General features: G+C 43.2%; 16 protein-coding genes and 2 tRNA genes. 14 read left to right on the top strand and 4 right to left on the bottom strand.

Annotation, left to right across the window (positions count from 1 at the left end; all coding sequences use genetic code 11):
* The first annotated feature begins 18 nt into the window (after positions 1–18).
* The 14 genes from QFZ77_RS26975 (at position 19) to QFZ77_RS26910 (ending at position 18578) form a co-directional block, all read left to right on the top strand.
* A complete protein-coding gene (locus tag QFZ77_RS26975) occupies positions 19–714 on the top strand; it encodes a response regulator transcription factor (protein WP_307444188.1) in 696 nt (231 codons plus the stop codon).
* A complete protein-coding gene (locus QFZ77_RS26970; RefSeq protein ID WP_307444187.1) occupies positions 707–1816 on the top strand; it encodes a sensor histidine kinase in 1110 nt (369 codons plus the stop codon). The genes QFZ77_RS26975 and QFZ77_RS26970 overlap by 8 nt, the downstream gene beginning before the upstream one ends.
* A gap of 345 nt (positions 1817–2161) precedes the next feature.
* On the top strand, positions 2162–2932 hold the full coding sequence (locus tag QFZ77_RS26965) for an ABC transporter ATP-binding protein (protein ID WP_307444184.1): 771 nt from the start codon (positions 2162–2164) through the stop codon (positions 2930–2932).
* Complete coding sequence (locus QFZ77_RS26960; protein ID WP_307444183.1) at positions 2895–3995, top strand: permuted SH3 domain-containing protein; 1101 nt, start codon at positions 2895–2897, stop codon at positions 3993–3995. The genes QFZ77_RS26965 and QFZ77_RS26960 overlap by 38 nt, the downstream gene beginning before the upstream one ends.
* Positions 3995–6928: an ABC transporter permease gene (locus tag QFZ77_RS26955; protein WP_373462661.1), complete on the top strand. Its 2934-nt coding sequence runs from the start codon at positions 3995–3997 to the stop codon at positions 6926–6928. Before QFZ77_RS26960 ends, QFZ77_RS26955 begins: the two co-directional genes overlap by 1 nt.
* Before the next feature lies 1 nt (position 6929).
* Positions 6930–7862 carry an ABC transporter ATP-binding protein gene (locus QFZ77_RS26950; RefSeq protein WP_307444179.1) on the top strand — a complete coding sequence of 311 codons (933 nt, stop codon included), beginning with the start codon at positions 6930–6932 and terminating at the stop codon, positions 7860–7862.
* Complete coding sequence (locus QFZ77_RS26945) at positions 7859–9337, top strand: ABC transporter substrate-binding protein (protein ID WP_307444177.1); 1479 nt, start codon at positions 7859–7861, stop codon at positions 9335–9337. The genes QFZ77_RS26950 and QFZ77_RS26945 overlap by 4 nt, the downstream gene beginning before the upstream one ends.
* 53 nt (positions 9338–9390) lie before the next feature.
* The gene (locus tag QFZ77_RS26940; protein ID WP_307444173.1) at positions 9391–11541 is read left to right on the top strand and encodes a hypothetical protein; all 2151 of its coding nucleotides are present in this window, start codon (positions 9391–9393) and stop codon (positions 11539–11541) included.
* A gap of 280 nt (positions 11542–11821) precedes the next feature.
* Positions 11822–14932 carry an efflux RND transporter permease subunit gene (locus QFZ77_RS26935; protein ID WP_307444170.1) on the top strand — a complete coding sequence of 1037 codons (3111 nt, stop codon included), beginning with the start codon at positions 11822–11824 and terminating at the stop codon, positions 14930–14932.
* Positions 14933–14961: 29 nt separating this feature from the next.
* Positions 14962–16218 carry an efflux RND transporter periplasmic adaptor subunit gene (locus QFZ77_RS26930; protein WP_307444169.1) on the top strand — a complete coding sequence of 419 codons (1257 nt, stop codon included), beginning with the start codon at positions 14962–14964 and terminating at the stop codon, positions 16216–16218.
* 24 nt (positions 16219–16242) lie between these two features.
* Positions 16243–17994 (top strand): hypothetical protein, encoded by a 1752-nt coding sequence (locus QFZ77_RS26925; protein ID WP_307444168.1) that lies wholly within the window; start codon positions 16243–16245, stop codon positions 17992–17994.
* A gap of 166 nt (positions 17995–18160) precedes the next feature.
* Positions 18161–18325 carry a hypothetical protein gene (locus tag QFZ77_RS26920; protein ID WP_164484139.1) on the top strand — a complete coding sequence of 55 codons (165 nt, stop codon included), beginning with the start codon at positions 18161–18163 and terminating at the stop codon, positions 18323–18325.
* A 91-nt stretch (positions 18326–18416) separates the two neighbouring features.
* Positions 18417–18493: transfer RNA gene (locus tag QFZ77_RS26915), tRNA-Met, on the top strand.
* Positions 18494–18504: 11 nt separating this feature from the next.
* Positions 18505–18578, top strand: a tRNA-Ile gene (locus QFZ77_RS26910).
* A 120-nt stretch (positions 18579–18698) separates the two neighbouring features.
* Here QFZ77_RS26910 and QFZ77_RS26905 read toward each other — a convergent pair.
* The 4 genes from QFZ77_RS26905 to QFZ77_RS26890 form a co-directional block, all read right to left on the bottom strand.
* Positions 18699–19841: a site-specific integrase gene (locus QFZ77_RS26905; RefSeq protein WP_307444163.1), complete on the bottom strand. Its 1143-nt coding sequence runs from the start codon at positions 19839–19841 to the stop codon at positions 18699–18701.
* A 1-nt stretch (position 19842) separates the two neighbouring features.
* Positions 19843–20238 (bottom strand): hypothetical protein, encoded by a 396-nt coding sequence (locus QFZ77_RS26900; RefSeq protein ID WP_307444160.1) that lies wholly within the window; start codon positions 20236–20238, stop codon positions 19843–19845.
* A complete protein-coding gene (locus QFZ77_RS26895) occupies positions 20238–20837 on the bottom strand; it encodes an ImmA/IrrE family metallo-endopeptidase (protein WP_307444158.1) in 600 nt (199 codons plus the stop codon). Before QFZ77_RS26895 ends, QFZ77_RS26900 begins: the two co-directional genes overlap by 1 nt.
* Before the next feature lie 85 nt (positions 20838–20922).
* Complete coding sequence (locus QFZ77_RS26890) at positions 20923–22266, bottom strand: PIN-like domain-containing protein (RefSeq protein WP_307444153.1); 1344 nt, start codon at positions 22264–22266, stop codon at positions 20923–20925.
* Between the last annotated feature and the right edge of the window lie 8 nt (positions 22267–22274).

The following is a 22274-nucleotide window of genomic DNA, read 5'->3' as shown; positions in this document are numbered from 1 at the left end:
CATACAGGGGTGGAACGAATGAAGTCGATCACAATTCTGATAGCGGATGATGAGGCGGAAATCGCTGATCTGATTGAGTTGTATTTAGAAAAAGAGGGTTACCGCTGCGTGAAAGTAGCTAATGGGCAGGAAGCTATTTCAGCTATTCAAACCTATTCCATTGATTTGGCGATTTTAGATATTATGATGCCTATACTGAATGGCTATGAAGCAACAAGGCGAATTCGAGCTCAGTATCATTTGCCTATCATTTTTTTAAGCGCCAAAACGACGGACCTTGATAAGATTACAGGACTGGTAAGCGGAGCGGATGATTATGTAACCAAACCGTTCAACCCGATGGAATTGGTTGCTCGCGTGAATGCTCAGCTGAGGCGTTCCACACAGTTTAATCAACCAAAGCAAGCGGGCAAGCTTACTTTGGAGGCAGGCGGACTGGTCATCTATCCCGAAGAACGAACCGTATTCGTTTATGGCAAGCCTATTGAACTAACTCCAAAAGAGTTTGATATTTTGTATCTGTTAGCCAGTAGTCCTAAGAAAGTTTATAGCGCGGAAAATATCTTTCAACAGGTCTGGGGCGATGCTTATTATGAAGGCAGCAATACGGTCATGGTACATATTCGTACCTTACGTAAAAAGCTTGGAGAAGACGATCATAAAAATAAACTGATTAAAACAGTTTGGGGGGTGGGATATACATTCAATGGCTGAAATGATCCGAAGCTTTCGATTTAAAATGATTCAGTACTTTGGTTTAAGCATGTTTTTTTCCGCTGCTATTACCTATATGCTCTATAAAGCTCTCCAACTCTTTTATTATTCGACAAAGATGGAAAATCCATTAACTAAAGTACGTTATTTTATTAGAGATATTGGGGATATTAACTTCTTTTTGCTTATTTTCATTCCTCTCTCGATTTTGTTTTTCTTTCTCCTCACCAAAAGATATGCGGCTTATTTTCATGAAATATCCAGCGGAATTAATCAGCTTGCGAATGGCGACTTTAACAGTCGTATACGTATTCCATCCAATGATGAGTTCGGGGATATTGCGAGAGACATCAATCTGGCAAGCGAAAAATTGCAGCAAGCATTGGAGAGAGGGGACTTTGCAGAAAACAGTAAGGAACAATTGGTCTTGAATTTGGCTCATGATTTGCGTACGCCGCTGACTTCCGTTTTAGGTTATTTGGATTTCATTCTTCAGAACGGTCAATTGACTGCAGAACAAATCAAGCACTATACGAGCATTGCTTTTACCAAGTCTCAACGTTTAGAAAAGCTCATTGACGAACTATTCGAAATCACTCGAATGAACTATGGAAAGCTTACCATTGAAAAAAAACCAATCGAAATAAGCGAGCTTCTCATTCAATTAAACGAGGAATTATACCCTGTTTTTGAGAAAAATAACGTAACAACTCGATTGAATGTGACTCCATACTTGACTGTTTGGGGTGACGGTGAGCTGTTGGCACGTGTATTTGAAAATCTGCTGACGAATGCCATTCGATATGGAAAAGATGGCCAGTTTATTGATATTAATTGCCATATTGAAGCAGAAGATGTGGCAATTCAAGTGGTCAATTATGGGGATTGTATTCCCCCGGAAGAGCTGCCGCATATCTTCGATATGTTTTTTACCGGCGATAAAGCGCGAACTCATCGCGAGGGGAGCACTGGCCTTGGTTTGTCCATTGCGAAGAATATTGTAGAGCAGCATCAAGGTACAATTACAGCCCAAAGCAGTTTAATTCGTACGCTTTTTGAAGTCCGTTTCCCGCAAGAAATGGCATCCGAAGGACTCGGTTAACTATTGTGCCGATCATTTAATGAAAAATTTATGTTTACCCTACTTCTTCTTTTAACAGTTTCCCCTATTCTATATGTATGAATGGAAGGAGGAAACTGAGAATGAAGAAGTGGGGTTTTTGAGATTTCCGGAAATAATGTAGATGGGGTGATTGGTATGTATAAAAATAGGCAATTCGTTGTATGGATGTATTTTCCATTTCATAGTATATTTTAATAGATTCATACAAACGGGATTATCGCTTAAAAGCTTTCAGCAAATTTTCAGTTTCATGAAACCTTTTGGAAAGATGTGCCGTCTATTTTATCATACATACAGTTTGGAAATGAAAGGAAGACATACCAAATGGCAAGCTGGTTTCGTAAAAGAAGCGCAATTGACGCTTTGGCTATCGATGAGGAGCCGCAGTCTGATGAACATTCCTCTCGTCTCAGCCTACTACATTCACCGTTATTAACGGTTAGTGGTGTGCACCGCTCCTTTCAAGTTGGAGGCCAGAAGTTAGAGGTACTGAAAGGAATTGAGATGGAGCTCAAACCGCTGCAGCTTGTCATGCTCAAAGGCCGATCCGGCTCTGGGAAAACAACGCTGCTTAATTTAATTGGGGGGCTCGATCAGCCGAATGAGGGGGAGATTTTGTTTCAAAAGCATGCCTTTCATCTCAGCAGTGACGATGAACGGACGTTGATACGTCGCAAGGAAATTGGTTTTATCTTTCAATCCTATGCGTTAATGCCCTTGTTGTCTGCTTGGGAAAATGTGGAGCTAGCGCTGCGAATGGCGGGGATTCCGCGTTCCCAGTGGAAAGAGCGAGTGAAGCATTGCCTGGAACTCGTTGGGCTTGGCAAGCGGATGCACCATCGTCCTTATGAGCTTTCCGGTGGTGAGCAGCAGCGTGTCGCGATTGCAAAGGCGATTGCGCATCGGCCTTCCCTTATTTTGGCGGATGAGCCTACTGCTGAGCTAGATTCTCAGATGGGTGCGCAGATTATGTCCGTTTTCCGCAGCATCATGAAAGCAGAGCAAGTCACGATATGTATGACAACACATGACCCTACAATTTTGGAGGTTGCCGATCATGTTTACGAAATGGTGGACGGAAGATTCGTCACGTAATTGGACGATGAAGCCTTTAGCTGCACTGCTTGTATGTTCGACATTACTATTTGCTTCTGGGTGTTCGCTTTTGCCTCAGGAGCAGGAAGAAGAATCGCTTCCGACGATTAATCCACCTAAACTTTCCAAAAAGCCTGAATATACGGTGAAAACGGAAACCCTTGAAACGAAAGTGAGAGGGAGTGGGCGCTTAATGGCTTTGCAAGAAGAGAAATTGTTTTTCTCCGAAGATATGTCCGCCAAACGGATCAGTGCCATTCTTGTGAAGAATGGGGATTCCGTCGAAAAAGGGCAGCAGATCGCGGAGCTTGACGTATCGGATATGGCGAGCGATTTGAAGCGAAAGAAGCTTCAAACACGTAAGGATGAGCTTACGATGATCGAAACACTACGTAAAGCGGATGAAATGTCGCCTGAGCAAATCGAGCAGGCAAAGATTGATTTTGAGTTGAAGCGTGAAGAACTGACCAAGCTTGAAACACAAGTTGGCAAAGCGCAGTTGCTCGCTCCGTTCAGCGGAACCATCGTCACAGTAACAGCCAAGAAAGGCGATACTGTGAAGACCGGAGAATCCGTTGCGACTCTCGCCGATTTGAATGAGCTAACTGTGGCCGCTAGTATTAGTGCAGATGATGCGAAGAAAGTAGCCATTGGCATGGACGTGCAGGTGGATATTAATTCGGCCGGCCAGCACAAAGGGAAAGTGAAGCAGCTTCCGAACCCGCAAGCTGGGAACAACAATAATAACGGCGGGTTTCCTGGTCAAGGACAACAAGGTGAGCAGGATACGATCGATAATTATTTGGTCGTTCAGCTTAGTGAGTTTCCGAAAGGGCTGAATCGAGGAACACCGCTCAGTGTCACGATTATTACACAAAGAAAAGAAAACGCCACGACGATCCCTCAGGCTGCACTTCGCTCGTACTCGGGTCGGAATTATGTCCAAGTCATTGATAATCAAGGAAATAAGAAGGAAGTGGACGTGGAAATCGGTCAGCAGACGTCAACGGATGTGGAGATTGTAAAAGGTCTCACAGCTGGACAGAAAGTAGTGGGTCGCTAATGTCCATGCCGATGCTGCGGTTTTTATTTCGGAAAATGTGGAATACCCGCTGGCTAACGCTCAGCACCTTGCTTGGACTAGTGATGGCTGTTGCTTTCACCACGAGCATTCCGATGTATGCCGATGGGTCGCTGAAGCGAGTTGTCGCCAAATCGTTAGAAGAAAAGAGCGAGGGACTTCCAGCAGGCTCACTGCTCATGCGCTATCAAGCTGTTGGGACAGAACGTGCAGGGTTGGAAGAACTCAAAGACGTCAATGTGTATATACAAGATGAAATTCCGAAAGATGTTGGTTTCCCATTACAGACCTATGCAAGAAGCTATACCATCAAAGGAGCGCAGCTAACTCCCACAGATGGGACAAAAGCAGACCCAAGTAAACGTCGACAAATGACACTAACGACGTTAAGCGGACTAACCGATCAGGTTGAATGGTCAATCGGCCAGATGGCTTCTGGGCAAGTGCAGAATGGCATATTGGAAGCTGTGGTCTTAGAAGAAGCTTTGTTTCGAAACGATCTGCATGTCGGGGACGTATTCAGTTATTCGGTTGCAGGTAGCGGCGGCAGTCAATTGTTAAAAGTGAAGATCGTTGGTTCCTTCAAACCTAAAAATGAAACGAGTCCTTATTGGTTTCAAGGCTTAGAAGGGTTAGTAAACGCACTTATTATTCATGATGATGTTTTCATGAAGACCTTGTTGACGGAGAAGAAGATTCCGCTTCAACTCGCCAATTGGTATTATGCATTCGATCTGCGGAACATCCAAACCAGTCAATTATCGCCACTTGAGAACCGTTTGGAGCGTCTGGATATCAATTTGTTCCAAAAACTCAAGAATACAAAGGTAGATGTTTCGTTTAAGCCAATTCTTTCTGAATTTAAAGCCCAAAGCTTACAGATGCAGATTTTATTATTCACATTAGCGGCCCCGATGATTGCGATGGTTTTCTATTACATTGTGATGAATGCCAGACAATCGCTTGATCGACAGCGTGGTGTGATTGCCATCTTGCGAAGCCGTGGAGGCAGTACGAAGCAAATTGTAGGCATATACTTTCTGGAAGGTTTATTGCTTGGGGCGATTGCGCTGTTGATTGGACCCTTCATGGGCTGGTTCATGGCGAAAAGTATCGGCTCTTCCAGTGGATTTCTAACGTTCGTTGATCGTAAATCGATTCCTGTTAGCTTTACAAATGAGGCGATGCTCTACGGCGGACTCGCTGTTCTGATTGCAATTCTTGCCAGTGTGATTCCAGCTGTCCTTTTCGCAAGATCTTCGATCGTCAATTATAAGCAGCAGCTCGCAAGGTCAGACCGTTCGCCACTATGGCAGCGGTGGTTCATCGATATTGTATTGTTAGGACTTGTTGGCTACGGCTTCTACTTGTTTGATCAACGCCAAGTATTATCCGTACAAACAGGGCTAACGACCGATCAACTACAGGTGCATCCGCTGTTGTTTTTCGTTCCAGCACTTTCGATCTTCGCGCTAGGACTTTTCTTTCTTCGCATCTTTCCATGGCTGCTGCGATTGTTCGGCTGGCTTGGACGGAAATTCCTGCCCGTGCCGCTATTTTTGACGCTTGTTCAGCTTTCCCGCTCAGCCAAAGCCTACTACCCGCTCATGCTGCTGCTCATTCTTACGCTCGGCCTCGGTGTGTACAATTCTTCGGCTGCACGAACGATTGATCTGAACTCGACGGAGCGGATCTTGTATCAATACGGTACCGATGTTGTGCTGCAAACCGTATGGGAAGGTTTCTCGGACGACCTGCCGAAAGATCCGAACGCAGGGAAAAGCGGCGGCGGAGCTCCGGGAGGCGGGACATCTGGTGCCGGAGGTAATAACGGTGGCAGCGGCAGCGGTGGCTCCGGTGCGGGTGGAGGCCAAGGTCAAGGTGGCCCGAAACCTGGAGAGGAGACACCCTCCATGATTCGTTACGTCGAACCGCCTTTCCAAATGTTCCGTGATCTAGAGGGCGTTCAGGCTGCAGCCAGAGTTTTGCAGATGAAAGGAAACGTCGTTGTTTCTGGTAAATCAACCGGCCAGGGAATGATCATGGGGATCGATAATGCCGATTTTGCTAAAGTAGCGTGGTTCCGGCCCGATTTATTCCCAGCACATCCGAATCAATACCTGAATTTACTAGGAAGCTATGAGCAAGCTGTCATCATACCTGCGAATTATGCAAGCAAATATGCGCTTAAAGCGGGAGACCTGCTTTCGATTACCATTGGGCAGCAGCCCGTGGAATTCGTGATTGTTGGTATCCTGCCGTATTGGCCGAGTCAATATCCGGATCAGACACCATTTTTCATTGCAAATTTGGATTATATATACGATCAGGCACCTATTACTCCTTATGAAGTATGGCTCAAAATGAAACCGGACGCTAAAGTTGCACCGATTGTTACAGCCTTGCAGGCCAAAGGGATTGAGCTAGCTTCCGTGAAGGATGTTCGTAACGAGCTCATTATTCAGAAGAAGCTTCCAGCAAGAGGCGGCGTCTTTGGTATTCTTAGCCTGGGCTTTCTTGTCTCTGTGATCGTGTCCTTAATCGGTTATATGCTGTATTGGTTCTTTAATTTATCTAGCAGAGTTGTACAGTTTGGGGTGCTTCGCGCCATGGGGCTTTCCCGCAGACAATTGACCGGTATGCTGCTCCTCGAGCAAGGATTTACGGCTGGATTGTCCATCGCGCTTGGCATCGGAATTGGTAAATTAACGAGTTATTTCTTCCTGCCTTTCCTTCAAACTTCCCAGAATGTGAAGACGCAGGTGCCGCCGTTCCGAGTTGTTTTCGATTCCAAAGACACCTATCAGCTATATTTCGTAGTTGCTTTCATGATGATAACAGGGGCGCTGCTGCTGTTCTTACACATTAGAAGGCTGCGCGTTCATCAAGCTGTGAAGCTGGGAGAGGAGAAATAGCGTGATTACTTGCGAGGGCTTAGTCAAAATTTATAAAACAGACGAGATTGAAGTTGTCGCTTTGCAAGGGCTAAACATTCAGATCGATGCCGGCGAGCTTATGGCCATTATTGGGAATAGCGGAAGCGGCAAGTCCACATTGCTGAACATATTAGGAGGGCTTGATCGCCCTTCTGCAGGTCAAGTGAAAGTCGGCGATTGGGATTTACTGAAGATTACCGATAAGCAGCTCGTTGATTACAAACGACATACAGTTGGCTTTATCTGGCAAAATAATGCGCGAAATCTCGTCTCTTACCTGACTGCGCTCGAGAACGTAGAAATGCCAATGATGCTCAGCGGGAACTATGACCCTGCCTACGCGAAACAACTGCTTGAATGGGTGGGCCTCAGCCACCGCTTGAACAACAAGCTGCAAGAACTATCCGGTGGTGAACAGCAGCGCGTGGCGATTGCGATTTCGCTTGCAAACCGTCCGCGTTTACTGCTTGCGGATGAACCGACGGGGTCGGTGGATACGAAGACGGCGGATATGATCCTTTCTATTTTCCAACGGCTGAATAAGGAATTAGGTGTGACGATTGTCATTGTTACCCACGATATGTCCATGGCAGGCAAAGTAGGGCGAGTCGTTGCCATTCGAGATGGCATGACAAGTTCGGAGTTTATTGCCCGCAATCCTTCGATTTCGGCACTTGATGGAACGTCGGCAGGGCTCACGGGTGAAGACCATGAGGAGTATGTGGTACTAGACCGCGCGGGACGATTGCAGGTTCCGAAGGCTTATTTGAACGCTCTGCAGATTGACGGTAAAGCTACGATGGAGTTTGACGGCGAGAAAATTATGATTAAAGCACCGAAAGATTTATCTACGAGTGAAGATATCGAACGAATTGAATCAAATTCACAAACCGTTGGAGGAAAATCAAAATGAAAATGATCTCGCGTAAAATGCTTGCTACAACCCTAACACTGGCTATGGTAGCCCCACTAGCTGTTGCTTGTACCAAAGGGGAAAAAACCGATGATAAACAAGAGCGCGTGCTTAAGATCGCGACTTCTATGATGTACGGAGGTGAAGACGAGTATTTCAGACAGCAATTCACCGAAATATTTGAATTCGCCAATCCCAATATCAAGATTGAATTGATTCCAACGATGGATGAAAAGTACCGTTATGGCAACATTCAGCCTGGAGAGAAAATGCCCGATCCTATGGAAAAGCTGAAGGAAGTGATGCAGGGTGATAATCCGCCGGATGTGGTTATGCTTGGATATGAACAGCTGCCGGATATGATTGAAAGCAACATGCTCACACAGCTGGATCAACGAATAACGAAAGATAAATTCGACACCGCAGGAATCGTTCCAGCGGTTATCGATGGCATGAAAAATGCAGGCGGCGGGAAGCTTTACGCACTTGCTCCAACATTCAGCTCCTCGGCACTCATTTATAATAAGAAAATGTTCCAAGATGCGGGTGTCGATTTTCCTAAGGATGGGATGACATGGGATGAGACGTTCGATCTTTCCAAACGCCTTGTTAAAGGCGAAGGGGAGAGCCGCATCAATGGTTTCTCGTTTAATACGCAATCTCAAGGCGGAGATTTGTTCTATGGTATGCAAATGTATACAGCTCCCCTGCAATTGAAAATGTTCGATGATGCCGGTGAGAAAATGACAGTGGATACGGACCAATGGGAAAAGGTTTGGGCAAAAATGGCTCAGATGCAAAAAGAGAATGTGTTCCCAGAGATGATGGATCCGCAGAAGCAAATGAATCGTCAGTATGATCAAAATAATCCTTTTGCGTATGATGATTTCATGTCAGGCCGGTTGGCCATGGCGATAATCAATTATGGTCAAATTCAACAGCTTACGAATGCGAACAAAAATGCAGCCAATTTTAAAGGTTACACACCAATTGAATGGGATGTCGTAACGATTCCTTCCCACCCGGAAGCAAAAGGTGTTGGCGGATCCATCTATATGAATGGTATTATGGGTATAAATGCCAAAGCGCAAAACCCTGATGATGCTTGGAAATTCATAAAGTTCATTAATGGCGAAGATTGGGCAAAATTGAAATCTCACAGTTCCTATAACTTGGTTGCCCGCTCCAAATATTTGAAGCCCAAAGATGGGTTGGAATTTCATATGGAAGCTTTCTACAATGTGACACCAGCTCCAATGGATAATAACATGAAAATTTATCGCAATAATCCTAACATTTATCAGGTACAGGAAATCGGTCGAACGCAGTTTATGAGTGTCCTTCAAGGGAAAACAACAGCTCGCGAAGCGCTCAAGCAATGGCAAACCCAGGGGGATGCGATGCTCAAACAAATGAAGGAAAATCCGAATACGCCTATGAACCCGATGATACAACAGGCTGTACCTGCTGGCTAAGGCAGGCTGGAATTTCTAATAGGATGATATTATGAAGGAGGACGCTCATTACCATGTATATCAAGAAACGCAATAATCGCTTGGCAACGATTGCCTTGTCTGCTGCATTGGCGCTCGGAGCTGTAACGCCCGCTTGGGCGGATAGCAGTCTATCCGCTATTACTGCAACCATTGGTAAGGTTTCCATCACAGGCAGTAGTTACTTTGAATTAAAACAGATCCATGTTTTGCCTGATCAAAGCGGAAAGCTCGCGACATTTACCATTACTATTCACAACGAGGGGAGCAGTGAGCTGCAATTTATTGATTATTGGGTTCGGTTGAAAAGCAAATCTGGCAATCAATTTTCAGCACGCTTGCTGCCCGCAGATAAGGATAAGAACCGGGTTGCTCCCGGTTCAACGACAGATTTAACGTTCTATGCGACTGTTAACACCAGCACGAACCTGCATGATCTCGTTGTCCAATTTATCAAATGGGATTTTAGCCAGTCCAATTTCGAGCGTGTGCTGGGAGAAATCGCAGTACCGGATACCTATACAGATGTAACGCCTTCAGATGGTGCTGCAGCAATTTCTGTAAATGGAACCAACGTGAAAGCTGCAATTAAAAAGTTTGTCAGCAATAAGAATGAAAAATATCACGTTCCCACCGTATATGTGACTTTAGAGAATGCTGGCAATCATACCGTTACGATTCCTGCTTACCTCTTCTCAATTCGCACGAAAGAGGGTCTGCTTTATCCGCTGGAAGCCAAAGGGTTGAAAGATTTGAAGATCAATCCGAAAGAAAGCAAAGAAATTCAGCTATCCGGTTCCATTCCGGTAGCTGTTTCAACGGACGATTGGCAGTTGGCGGTAGCAGAAACAATTCCTGACTTGAAATTGAATGTTTCCGTTGCGAATTTTGGGCTGCCTGCCGTTACGCAGCAAGAAGGAGGCTCTGTAGGTAAGGAGTATTCCTTCACAAGTAAATCCGGTATTTATACAACTCAACTTAATGGACTGCACCGACTGCCTTGGGAAGATCAAGACTTATTAACGGCCGATTTGACACTAAGTAATAAAGGTGAGGAGTCACTTCCGATCCCGAAATTATCAGGGTATTTCCTGCTTGATGGCGCAGTGAAAATTGATGCCAAGCTCATTCAGACAGCTAAAGTAATTGGATTGGGAGCAGGAGCGAGCGTCAATTTGCAAATAGCAGGCAAGGTCCCGTATACGTATGAATTTTCTCAAATTAAATTAGTTCTTCAAGAGAATGAGGGAGAAACGCCGCCGGCGGGTACTGGTACGGGCACTGCTACAGCAACGGATGTGCTGGAGTTTTCCACACAGGCAGAGCTGCAGGCCATCCCTTTCATTGGTATGGGGCAGTCCTATACATCCAATGATATTGGGCGTAAAGCGAAGTATGTAGTTCGAAGTGTATCCACATATGAGGATAAAACGAATATCATGTACTCTGCTATGGTGGAAGCAACCAATTTGGAGAAGCGTTTCACGAATGTATCCAAGTTCGTCGCCAATTTCCGATCATCGGATGGAACGGTTTTCCCGGCAACTATTGCTGAAGTAAAGAACAAGATTAGTCCAACAGGAAAAGCGTTATTAAATGTATGGGCTTCTGTGCCAAAAGGCTACACGACAGCGAATATGAACTTACTTCTTGGAGAAGCAGTGACTGAAGGGAAGCTGTCGGAAGGTGAGAAAGCCGTTGCTGATTCCTATGTGAATCCAGTTTCCTACTGGCTGCCTGATGAGAAGACGAATGTAGCCACAACGCTTAAAAATGTCGAATTATTCCCCTATACTATTACGATTGATAAAATTGGGACATCGATTGATAATAACGTCTTTACTTTAAAATTCAACTACGAATTAACCAAAGAAAAACTGACGGAAATTAATACCGAAGGTCATAACTTGCTGCTGGTTTTTGAAGATGGCGGCGGGATTAAACGATTTGAGAAAAAGTTTGATTTCAAAGACTTTGACGTTATTAACGGAGACTCAACCGCAGATGAAGATACGAAGATGCGTCTTGGCAAGCGGGAGAATTTCAAGATTACAAATCCTGATCCGGGCCTCATTTATAACACCAAATTCTTACAGAAGTATACACTCAGTATTTATGACGAGTTTCAAGGTCAGAGAAAGCTGCTGGCCACACAGAAAGCTGATTGGTTTATCACAACGGACTAATTCATTATTTGGAGCGAGGGCATTCAGCCTTCGCTTTTTTTCATTTAAGTCACATGAAGTCATAGCCGTTTTGCTGCTCATATGACCCAATATATGACTGGAATATGACTTCCCTCACCTGTTTTTATCAAAATGAAGAGCTATAATAAATCCTGACCGAGAAAAAACATAAAATTTTCAATTCTAGTTTATATTTTGTTAAGAAATTCCAAGTATGATGATTGAGTGAGTGAGCACGAAGGATGTAGGTATTAAAGCTGGTGATAGGGGAGAAGTGAGAATGTCCAAGTTAACCGAGTTTTCAATGAAAAATGTGGCAGCGATTTTCATCGTCATACTGCTGTTGGTCGTAGGAGGAACGTATTCTACAACCACACTAAAGGTAGAAAGTATGCCAGATATTACATTTCCGGTCGTCATTATTAGCACTACATACGTAGCACCTCCGAAGGATGTGCTGGATGAAATTACAAAGCCGTTAGAGAAGGCTGTCGCAGGGTTGGATGGACTCAAAACCCTAAGCTCCGGATCACAGGACAATTATTCACAGATTATTTTGGAGTTAGACCAAGATAAAAAGCCTGAAGATGTTAAGAAAGATGTGGAGAGCCTGATCTCCAATGTTAAGCTGCCTCAAGGCTCTGAGAAGCCTAAAGTGTTAACAGCAGGCTTTTCTTCCGAACCGGTCTATTATTTAGCGGTTTACGGTGAGGCAGGAATGAACCAAACCGAGCTGGATAAAGCCTACAAGGATACGATTCTTCCCGGCTTTAATGGGCTCAAAGGGATTGACCATGTTGACTCTGTAGGCAATCAGGATGCTGTACTTACCATTAAGTTGGATGCTCCTGCGATGAATAATTATGGCCTAACGCCGGCAGATGTTTCGGGTTTGATCAAAGCCTCATTGGTATCTAGTCCTGCGGGTACGGTAGATTTCAATGGAAACACGCAGATGGTTCGAGTCAAAGGTGAAATGGATACGATTTACAATTTAGACAATTTGAAAATCACAACGAAAACAGGCGATACGCTTCTTCTCAAACAAATTGCCAAAGTTGAAGCTATCAGCGAGTCCAAGTTCATTGCAAGATTAGATGATCAACCAGCCATCGGTGTACTGCTTTACAAAACGAAAGCAGCGAATGCTGTAGAGTTTGCAGATAGTGCAGATAAGCTTATGACAGACTGGGGACAAACGCTGCCTGGCGTGAAATTCCACAAAATTTACAATTCAGCCAACGATATTAAAGATTCCATCCATGGTATGGTGCAAGAAGGCGGATTAGGCGCAGTGCTTGCCTCATTAATGATCTTGCTCTTCCTGCGTAATATACGTATGACGATCATCGTACTCGTTTCGATTCCTCTTTCGATTCTTGTTACGTTACTAGTCATGGGACCTCTAGGGATTTCCCTTAACATCATGACGTTAGGAGGAATGGCCATTGCAGTCGGGCGGGTCGTGGACGATAGTATCGTCGTTATTGAGAATATCTATAGTCAATTGCAAAGAGCACAAGAACGTAACGAATCTGTTATCAAATTAGCAACGAAACAGGTTTCTAGTGCGATTACTTCCTCTACAATTACAACAGTGGGTGTATTTGGTCCCATCGGATTTGTTAGCGGGGTTGTTGGTGAAGTATTCCGTCCTTTTGCCATTACACTAGTCGTTGCCTTAATGTCATCATTGATCGTTGCATTAACGGTAATCCCGATGCTGGCGAAGCTGATGGTACTTCGAAGCAAGAAGCTTACCAATCACGATGATAATCATGTTGGACCTATGGGTGAGAATTACAAAAAAGCGATCATATGGTCCTTGAATAACCGCATCAAAACATTATTGATGGCTGGTGCTGCCCTTATTCTCTCGATCATCATTACAGTACCTAATTTAGCGGTGGCTTTCATGCCCAATAGTGAAGCCGTTAAACAAGGGGTTATTGAGATTAAAATGCCGCGAGAAACATCCATCGAAATGATGAATGAGAAGGCCAAAGAGCTTGAAAAAGACTTGAAATTACATTTGGACAAAGCCGGCAAACCAGCATTCAAGTACATTGAATCCCTTGTAGGTTACAACCAGAGCAGTGACCGATTTGCTTATAGAGCGATGATGTTTTTCGAGCTAACAGCAGAAACCGATGCGACAGAAGGTGTCAAAAAGTATAAGGAAGATATGTTGAAACTGATGCCTCCAGGATCCGATGCGAATATACAATTGTTTACAGGTGGGCCTCCTACCTCAACTGGATCCGATTTCTCCTATTCCCTTAAAGGGGATGACCAGCTTTATCTTAAGCAAGCATCGCAGCTGGTTAAAGATAAAATGAAGGAGTTCCCTGAGCTGAACGACATTAAAGACAGCTTGAGTGATTCCAAAACCGAAGTAGAGATTACGGTAGATCAAAATAAAGCACGCTTGTATGGACTCTCCAGTGCTCAAATTTTACAATCGGTCAACGCATGGATTGCGGAAGAGAAGCTTGGCGATCTTAAATTTAATAACGTCACCTATGCCACCAAAGTTATGTTAAATCCCGCTTACAAAAACTCTGTGGATAAACTGGGTACTTTCTTAATTAAGACTCCTACCGGTCAAACGATTCAGTTAAATGAAGTCGCTCGAGTCAAACAGATTGAAGCACCAAATAGCATTAGTCGTGAAGACCAAGAACAAATCGTCAGTGTAAGAGCGAAAATTGATGCCACGGATAAAGGCGGCGTCAGCAAGAAAATTACGGAAGAGTTAGCTAAGTTAGAACTTCCTTCAGGTGTTACTCGTGAAGTGAAGGGCGTATCCGATGATATTAACAGAAGCTTCATGCAAATGTTTATGGCCATCATCGCTTCCATCTTCATTGTTTACATGGTCATGGTTATTGCCTTTGGAAACGCTAGAGCACCGCTTGCGATTCTGTTTTCACTGCCGCTTGCTGCGATTGGGGGCCTTTTAGGACTCCTAATAACGGGCGAATCGATCAATGTAACATCGCTCATCGGCTTCCTAATGCTGATCGGTATCGTTGTAACAAACGCGATTGTACTCGTAGACCGCGTACAGCAGCTGAGAGAGCAAGATTATTCGATTCGTGACGCACTTATTGAAGCGGGTATTACGAGGTTAAGACCTATTATCATGACGGCAGGTGCTACTATCCTTGCACTGATGCCTTTAGGACTTGGATTATCCAAAGGAACGATCATTTCCAAAGGTTTGGCTGTCGTAGTTATTGGTGGTCTTACGACTTCAACTCTACTAACACTCGTAATTGTGCCTATCATATATGAGATCTTATTTAAGAAAAGAGAAGGCCGCCTCTTCAAGAGAAAAGGAAAGTCGAATTCAATCCAATCGGAGCAAGCAGCATCTGCCCTCCAATAAGCTAAACAAGGGAAAAGGAGAAAACGAATATGAAACGTCAGTTGTTTATGATTAAACAGAGTACCAAATTATTCGGTGTCGTCGCGCTTAGCGCGGCGATAGCCGTAGGATGTTCCGCATCACCAGCAGCAAGCCCAGCAGCAACAACTGCTGCAGCCGAGCAAGGGGTCAAGGTAGTCAAAACGGCCAAGATAGCCAAGCAAAAGATTGGTGAGCCTGTTGAACAAGTCGGTGACGTGGTATCATCCGTACAATTAGATATTGTCGCGAAGTCTGGTGGCGAAGTCATTGAAATCGTGAAGAAACGCGGAGATATTGTAGAGAAGGGCGATGTGCTTTTCCGTTTGGATCCAACGGATGTTCTTATACAGAAGGATTTGAATTCCGTTAATATTAAAGGGGCGCAGGCAGGGCTTACGGAGGCTAAACAGAAGACATCGAACGGCATAGAAGATGCCAAGGATGGTGTTTCTAAGTTGGAGACCGCCGTTACTGATCTAGAGAAAGCCTACAACACGGTTCGCAATGAATATGATCTAGGCACAGCAACGAAATCTCAATTAGAGCAGGCGGAAACGGCGCTTATTAATAGAAAGAAAGATTTAGCAAGCGCACGTAGATCACTGAAAACACTGCAAGAGACGAATTCGCTCGCACAAGTAGAGACTAGTTTAGAATCGGCGCAAGTAAGTGCGAGGAATATTGAGAGGACTCTTAGCAATCTTGAGGTAAAAGCGCCAGCTTCCGGCGTGTTAACAGATCTCAACGTGACTGTCGGCCAAACGTTAGCGCCTGGCGGCCGCGTAGGGGAAGTTCAACAGACGAATCCGGTCAAAATCAAAGCCCAGCTTACCGAAGCATCGGCTAACCTTGTTAGAGGCAAGAGCGAATTGACTTTCTACATACCTGGGGTAACGACGAAAGCTGGAGCCAAAGTGATTTACTTATCGGATGTAATTAACGGGCAATCCAAAGCTTATGATCTGGAATTGGAGGTTCCGAATCCGGATGGCAATCTGAAACCAGGCTCCAAGGCACAAGTGGAACTTACTAAAGATGATGAACAAAATGTACCTGTCGTTCCAAGTCTTAGCATCGTTCGCGAGGGCGGGAATAACTTTGTCTATATTGTAAATGGTGAAACGGTACAGAAGCGTAAAGTTGAACTTGGTCGTTTGAATGAGACCAATCAGGAAATTATTTCCGGAGTTAAAGAAGACGAAATTCTTGTCATATCTGGTCAACATCAACTAAAAGATCAAGATAAAATAAAAGTGGGTAACTAACAAAAACTTGAGGAGGAGAAATAAGTGAATAAGACGATGAAGAAATCACTAGCTACCATTGTTCTATCAGCTGCACTTTTAACTACAGCATCTTTTCCTGCATGGGCTGCGGATGGTCTGAACTTGGCAGCAGTAGCTGCAGCAAATACCAATATAAGCTATACACTGACGGATAAAATTGAGGTCGAAATTAAAAGCATTCTCAATGAGCACGAGTCGGATTCAACGAAATTGGGTGCCGTCATTCGAATTAGAAATACGAGTGGTAAAATCTCGCGTGTACCTGACTTTGAACTACGGGTTCGCATGGCAGATGGCGTCGAATATACGCTGCAGCCAAGTGCCAAAAACCCTAAATCCATACAACCCAAGAGCCAGCAGGAGCTCAGCTTCTTGACGACGGTTGAACGGAGTGACGATGTTGCTCTTACCGATCTCAGCTTTGTAGATGTAGATCTTGAGGTTTATCCAAAAGAAGAAACAACACTGCTTAACGTGGCAGTTGACTCTGGCATCGTATGGAATGGCAGTGACAGCACCATAACAAAACCAACCGCTATCCTTAAATGGGGAGAAGCGTTTACCTTACCTTCTTTGCGCTCATCCCTTGGGTTCATACCTGTGGACATTCATAAGGAAATTACAGCTAAAGGCGTTTCCACGGTTGTTCAAATTCAAGTCGTAAATCCGACCAAAGAACGTCAAACCGTACCTAACTTTGGGATTGATGGGAAAACAGAAAATAACGTTTATTCCGGCAGTCGCGCCGAAGCTTCCGTCATGCTAGATCCAGGTGAGAAGAAATATATCCATATTGTCATTCCAACTGATCTGGATACGGAATTTACTAGCTTGAATGTCGTAACACCGGAGAGTTTTGCCACTGCGTCGGGTGAGGGTAAGTTCCACGAAGACACATATCGGGTAGGACGTATCAATATTCTTCTCCCTACAGGTGCTGCGACGCAGGGAGTCATCCCTGCCCCAGAATATACCTTAGGTACACCAGTTAAACTGGATTCTACGAATAAATTCGTTCCTTTTAATGTCGATGTTTCGCTGGTTGAATTACATGTAACAAGTAATGAAGACGATGGCTTTAACACAGCTGTGGCGAAGTTTAAACTGACGAACAACAGTGACCGTCCGATCCCAATTCCGGCGATCCAAACGGAGCTTGTTAGTAAAGATGGTTATGCGTATGGAGGAAGAAGACAGGAAGCTACAGCACTAAGTGTTGTTCCTAATGCCTCGTATGTGGTTAGTTATTCGTATGCACTTCCAGCATCGGAAAATGGCGAAGGCCTGAAAATGAACCTTTACAGCCAACAAGTTAGTGGAGATACGACCTATAAATCACTGCTTGCGACGGCGAAAGTACCTGTTCAGAAGAATGATCCAACGAGCAAAACTCTAAACGTGTATCCGTATGGCATTACGATTAAAGATTGGACAATTTCAGCTATATTCCAAGGTAATATGACTTATGATTATAAGCTGAAGCTTGATCTGGAAATTAAGCCGGATAAGCAAGTAACGGTAGATAAGTTTAACAGTAAGCTCTCATTCGAATTATTCGATAATGTTGGAAATCCGGTTGGAAAATCAGTTGAAGCCTTGTCAGGCGAAGGACGTTTATACAATGGAACAAACACAATTAACCTAAATGCGAAATCCAACCAACTGGACTTCCCGATTCAGGTCAAAGTATTTGAGACATTCACGAACGAATATGGTGAATCCGTGAAACGGTTGTTGACTACATTCAAACAATAGTTAACTCAACGAAATAGCTACTTGGACTCGTACTCTAGAGCACCTCCTAGTAGTTTTTTTGCTATATATCGAGAGGTAACTCTTTGCTTTGTGGAGGAGTGCTCATAAGGAGGCCTTATTTTGGATAAGATAGTATTAACGATATGAACATAACGGAGTGAATGCAATGAACTGGATATATTGGGCTAAATTATACGATTCCAAGTTTCAAGCGGGCTGCCTGGCGAAAAGAATGGAAGAGGACTGGTGGATTTACGGCTATGAATGTCCACAAGAAGTGGAAGTATTTAAGTCCAAAAAAGGGCGATTTGGCGTTCGTTATAACACGTAATTCGTACGAAATAACCTAGAAATTAACGCTTGACTTAGACCTCGCATTTAGTGTATATTTATTTTTGTCGCTGTTGAGCGGCAGCTAATGACGCGGGGTGGAGCAGCCCGGTAGCTCGTCGGGCTCATAACCCGAAGGCCGCAGGTTCAAATCCTGCCCCCGCAACCAAATTTTATTTTGGGCCTATAGCTCAGTTGGTTAGAGCGGTCGGCTCATAACCGATTGGTCGGGGGTTCGAGTCCCTCTGGGCCCATAGTACGGAAACCCTTGGTGTATAAGGGTTTTTATTATTTTTAGACACATAACAAGCCTCTCGTTCTCATCATGATTATGATGGAAATGAGGGGCTTGTGCACATTTTGTGCACATTGCTTTATTTTTGTTCAGCTTTCTTGTAATTTTCGAGTGCTAACTCAATATGATCGACCGCTTCCCGCTGCATGGTAGGCAGTAAATGAGAGTACCGCTCATTGAACATCTGAATGCTCATTCCCATGCGTTCAGCAGCTACCTTAGGGTTTATACCAAGCCAGAGAAGGAAAGAGGCGTGCGTATGTCTCAGGTCGTGTACGCGGATCTTCTTTAATCCAGCTTTCCTCGTTAACACATCCATGCTCTCCGTAAGCCTCTTAGGTTTCACAGCTCCGCCGTCCTCGTAGCAGAACACGAGATCATGGTCCTTATAGGATGGCCCATACTCCAACTTTTTAGCAATTACTTGCTTCCGACGCTCTTTAAGCTCCTCGATCAAGTACTTATCCATTTCTATGACTCGCTGAGAGTTATCTGTTTTTGCTGTGTCCTGAAAAATAAGGGCATTTCTTGTTTTAACAACTGTTTGAAGAATCGTTAGAGTTTTCTTCTCGAAATCAATATCAGACCATCTAAGCCCAGAGACTTCCGCTTTACGCATGCCTGCACGTAAGGCGAGTGAATAGAAGATGAAGTGCACATGTCCGTGCGCAACCTTCAAGAAATGATTCCATTCTTCCAGGTTCCAGAATTCCATTGTCTTTCTTCTCTTTTTTGGAGTGTTCACTTTTTCCATAACATTATATTTCATCATATCCCATTTGTAAGCCTGCCGAAGTGTCCGTCGGATCAGACTGTGGATATTGGAAATGTACTCACTTGAATACTCTGCAGCATGTAGCTTTTCATAGAACTGTTCAATTATAATTGGTGTGATCTTGGAGAGCTTTAATTGTCCAAGTGCTGGTATTATCCGTGCCTCGATCATAAAGGTGGCTGTATCGAGTGATGTAGGTTTATAATTCGGTTTGGCATAAGTCGTTAGCCAGACCTTCAAATACTCATCCAGCGTTATATCTTGCTCATCGGTAATATAATCGCCATTTGCGATCTTCGCTAACTCAATTGCACAATCTTCTTGAGCTTTTTTCTTTGTTGGAAATCCTCCTTTAGATTTCTGTTTGCGTTTGCCGGTCTTTTGATCAATCGGTAAATCAATACGGTAGGTCCATGTCTTTCCTCTTTGAATAAAGTAACCCTTCATATCAAAATTCCTCCTCATCGTAGAGTGAAGTCAATTTCGTTCGTACAACAGTTTCTATATCTGTAACTTGGATGATTAACTGCTCAATGTCTTCGTATTCATAACTAGCTCCAGTGCTAAATTTATATTGTTCCATTCGCTCAACAATGAACGGAAGATATACCCCAAATTTATTTACATTGGTGGGATGGGGGAATAAATCCCCAGCCATGACAGTGACGCTTGTAACATCAGGGAAAACATCATCAGCCGTCATTTTTTTAAAGGGGAATTGGGCAGGTAAAATAACCTTTTCTTTGTCCCACTGGATGACGCCGCGGCCAAAATAGAAATTAATCCTTAATGGTAATAACAATCCGTGAATTTCATGATCTTCGTAATATACAGAAACATTCATCAGTATGCACCCTGTCTCTCTCTTTGCTTACGACCAAATTCCTCCATGACACGGCGGACGTGCGCCATATCGACTTTCACAGGTGTCTTCATGCGTTCATTCAACTCGGCGTCTTGGCGACCCATTTGAAGGCGTCTCTTGACTTGATCAAGCCGTCGCTCAACGAATCGGTCCGGTAACATAAACTCCTCAGCCATTGTTTTAACTAAGAGAGAAGGAGAGATATCTTTGAATTCCTCCAACATGTAGAAGGGCATAGCTGCGTAATATTGGAACTGAGTTGCTTGTATTTCTTGCAACTCCTTAAACAACTTCCCCATGCCGTCTTGATTCCCAACATGCCTAAGTGGGTGACATAGCTCGTGGAAGAACTCAGCACGGCGTTGTGCAGGCTGTAGGCTAATGTTCAATAGGATAAAGCGGTGTGAATCGTCTTTCCAATCAGCGAATGACTTACCATCATATATATGTAATTCGATTCCGAACAGATCCGCAATGCGATCAAGATCCAATTCAGAAGCATAATGAATACCAGATGATTGGTATTGTTGATTGATCCATATCTCTATATCTGTAGGCTTGTAGTAAGTTAGGTACATATAGTGCCTCCTAGTTGTTGGATTTATAGGAATGTATGTTCTATTTTTTGGTTAAAAGAAAAGCCCGAAATGTGGGCTTGTTCAACTATACCTTGTAGAGCAATGAGTCTTTTAAGAAAGAAATACCTTTAGCAGTTAAAGTGAAACTACTATCAATCAATTCGGCATCTAGTAGAGTTTGGACATATTCATGATCATTTACGGATGTAAGAAATGACCCGAAAATTCTAGATAAATCAGGTGTTTCAATTGCATTTAAGATATCTAAGTCAGAATTAAAGGCGGTTTTTAGAAAAGTTCTAGTAGGGGTATATAAATTTGATTTTGATTTAATATTAAACTTTCTATCTATGAACTGCATTCTAAGTGCTATTTTTGCAATATTAATTTCTGAGTCTGTAGTAGGTGCTGTTACTGAATTTCCATTATTTTTCACAACACTAATCATATGAACCAAATCTTTTTCATCATAAATAAATTCACTAAGTATTTTTTCTGAAAAGAATTCAGATTGCAAAGCTGATTCGTTAGATTTTCGGACTTCTTTAATTTCTTGAACAACATTGCTTATTGTTTCAATAGAATCTTCAGTTTCTAAATATTTTTTTGCGAACTGAATAAATTGGTCGGTTTGGTACATGTAAAATGACACATTAGCTTCTTTTTTCATTTCTTGTATCAAATGAGGATGAGGGCCAATGGTTTTACCATATGGCCTGTACCACCAATCACTCTTGGCATCATCAGTAATAAATATTACCGGCTTATTAGTTTCTTTTGCTTTGTTTATAGTTTGACTCCAAATTATAAAGTCACCAAATTTTTCTTCAATGATTAAGTCCTCAAAATACTTTTTCTCTTTTTTGCTTGCATCATCAAATCCAGGGGGAAGCTTCTTTGTATAACGATCTTCACCTTTTTTGTAAAGTTCTTGCAATTCCGCATTATCAAATGGTTCGCCAATTTTCCCATTTAATAAGTCTGAAAGTATTTCGGAGGTATGATCAAAATCTACGATTGTCCCATGAGATTCCCGTTGATTCATTAACTGTAATTTTAATTGATTAAATAAATCACTTAGGGACTTATTGATTTCAAGAATATCAATTAGCTGATGTTTTTTATATTGATTCAACTCACCATTGTCATTTAATTTTTTATCGAGAATTGCGATAATATTCTCATATGCATTTTCTTGTTTATTTATTTCAGCAGTTCTATTGAAATGATATTCAAGTGCAGCTTGGTGAGAAATCCATATCCTATTATCAATTTTTTTGAAAATAGATAAAAGTACTTCTCTTAATTGTTGAGAATATCTATAAAAATTTAAGAGTACATTCGCATCAAAAACAAACAGTGCTTCCGACCACAATGTTTGAAACTCTTGTTCTGTAGGTTTGTAGTACCCCGGAAATAAATCCTTCATATAAAATC

The sequence above is a fragment of the Paenibacillus sp. V4I3 genome, from assembly GCF_030817215.1.
GTDB lineage: Bacteria > Bacillota > Bacilli > Paenibacillales > NBRC-103111 > Paenibacillus_E.
Note: the sequence above shows the minus strand (reverse complement) of the source record. Positions and strands in the feature narration are given on the sequence as shown.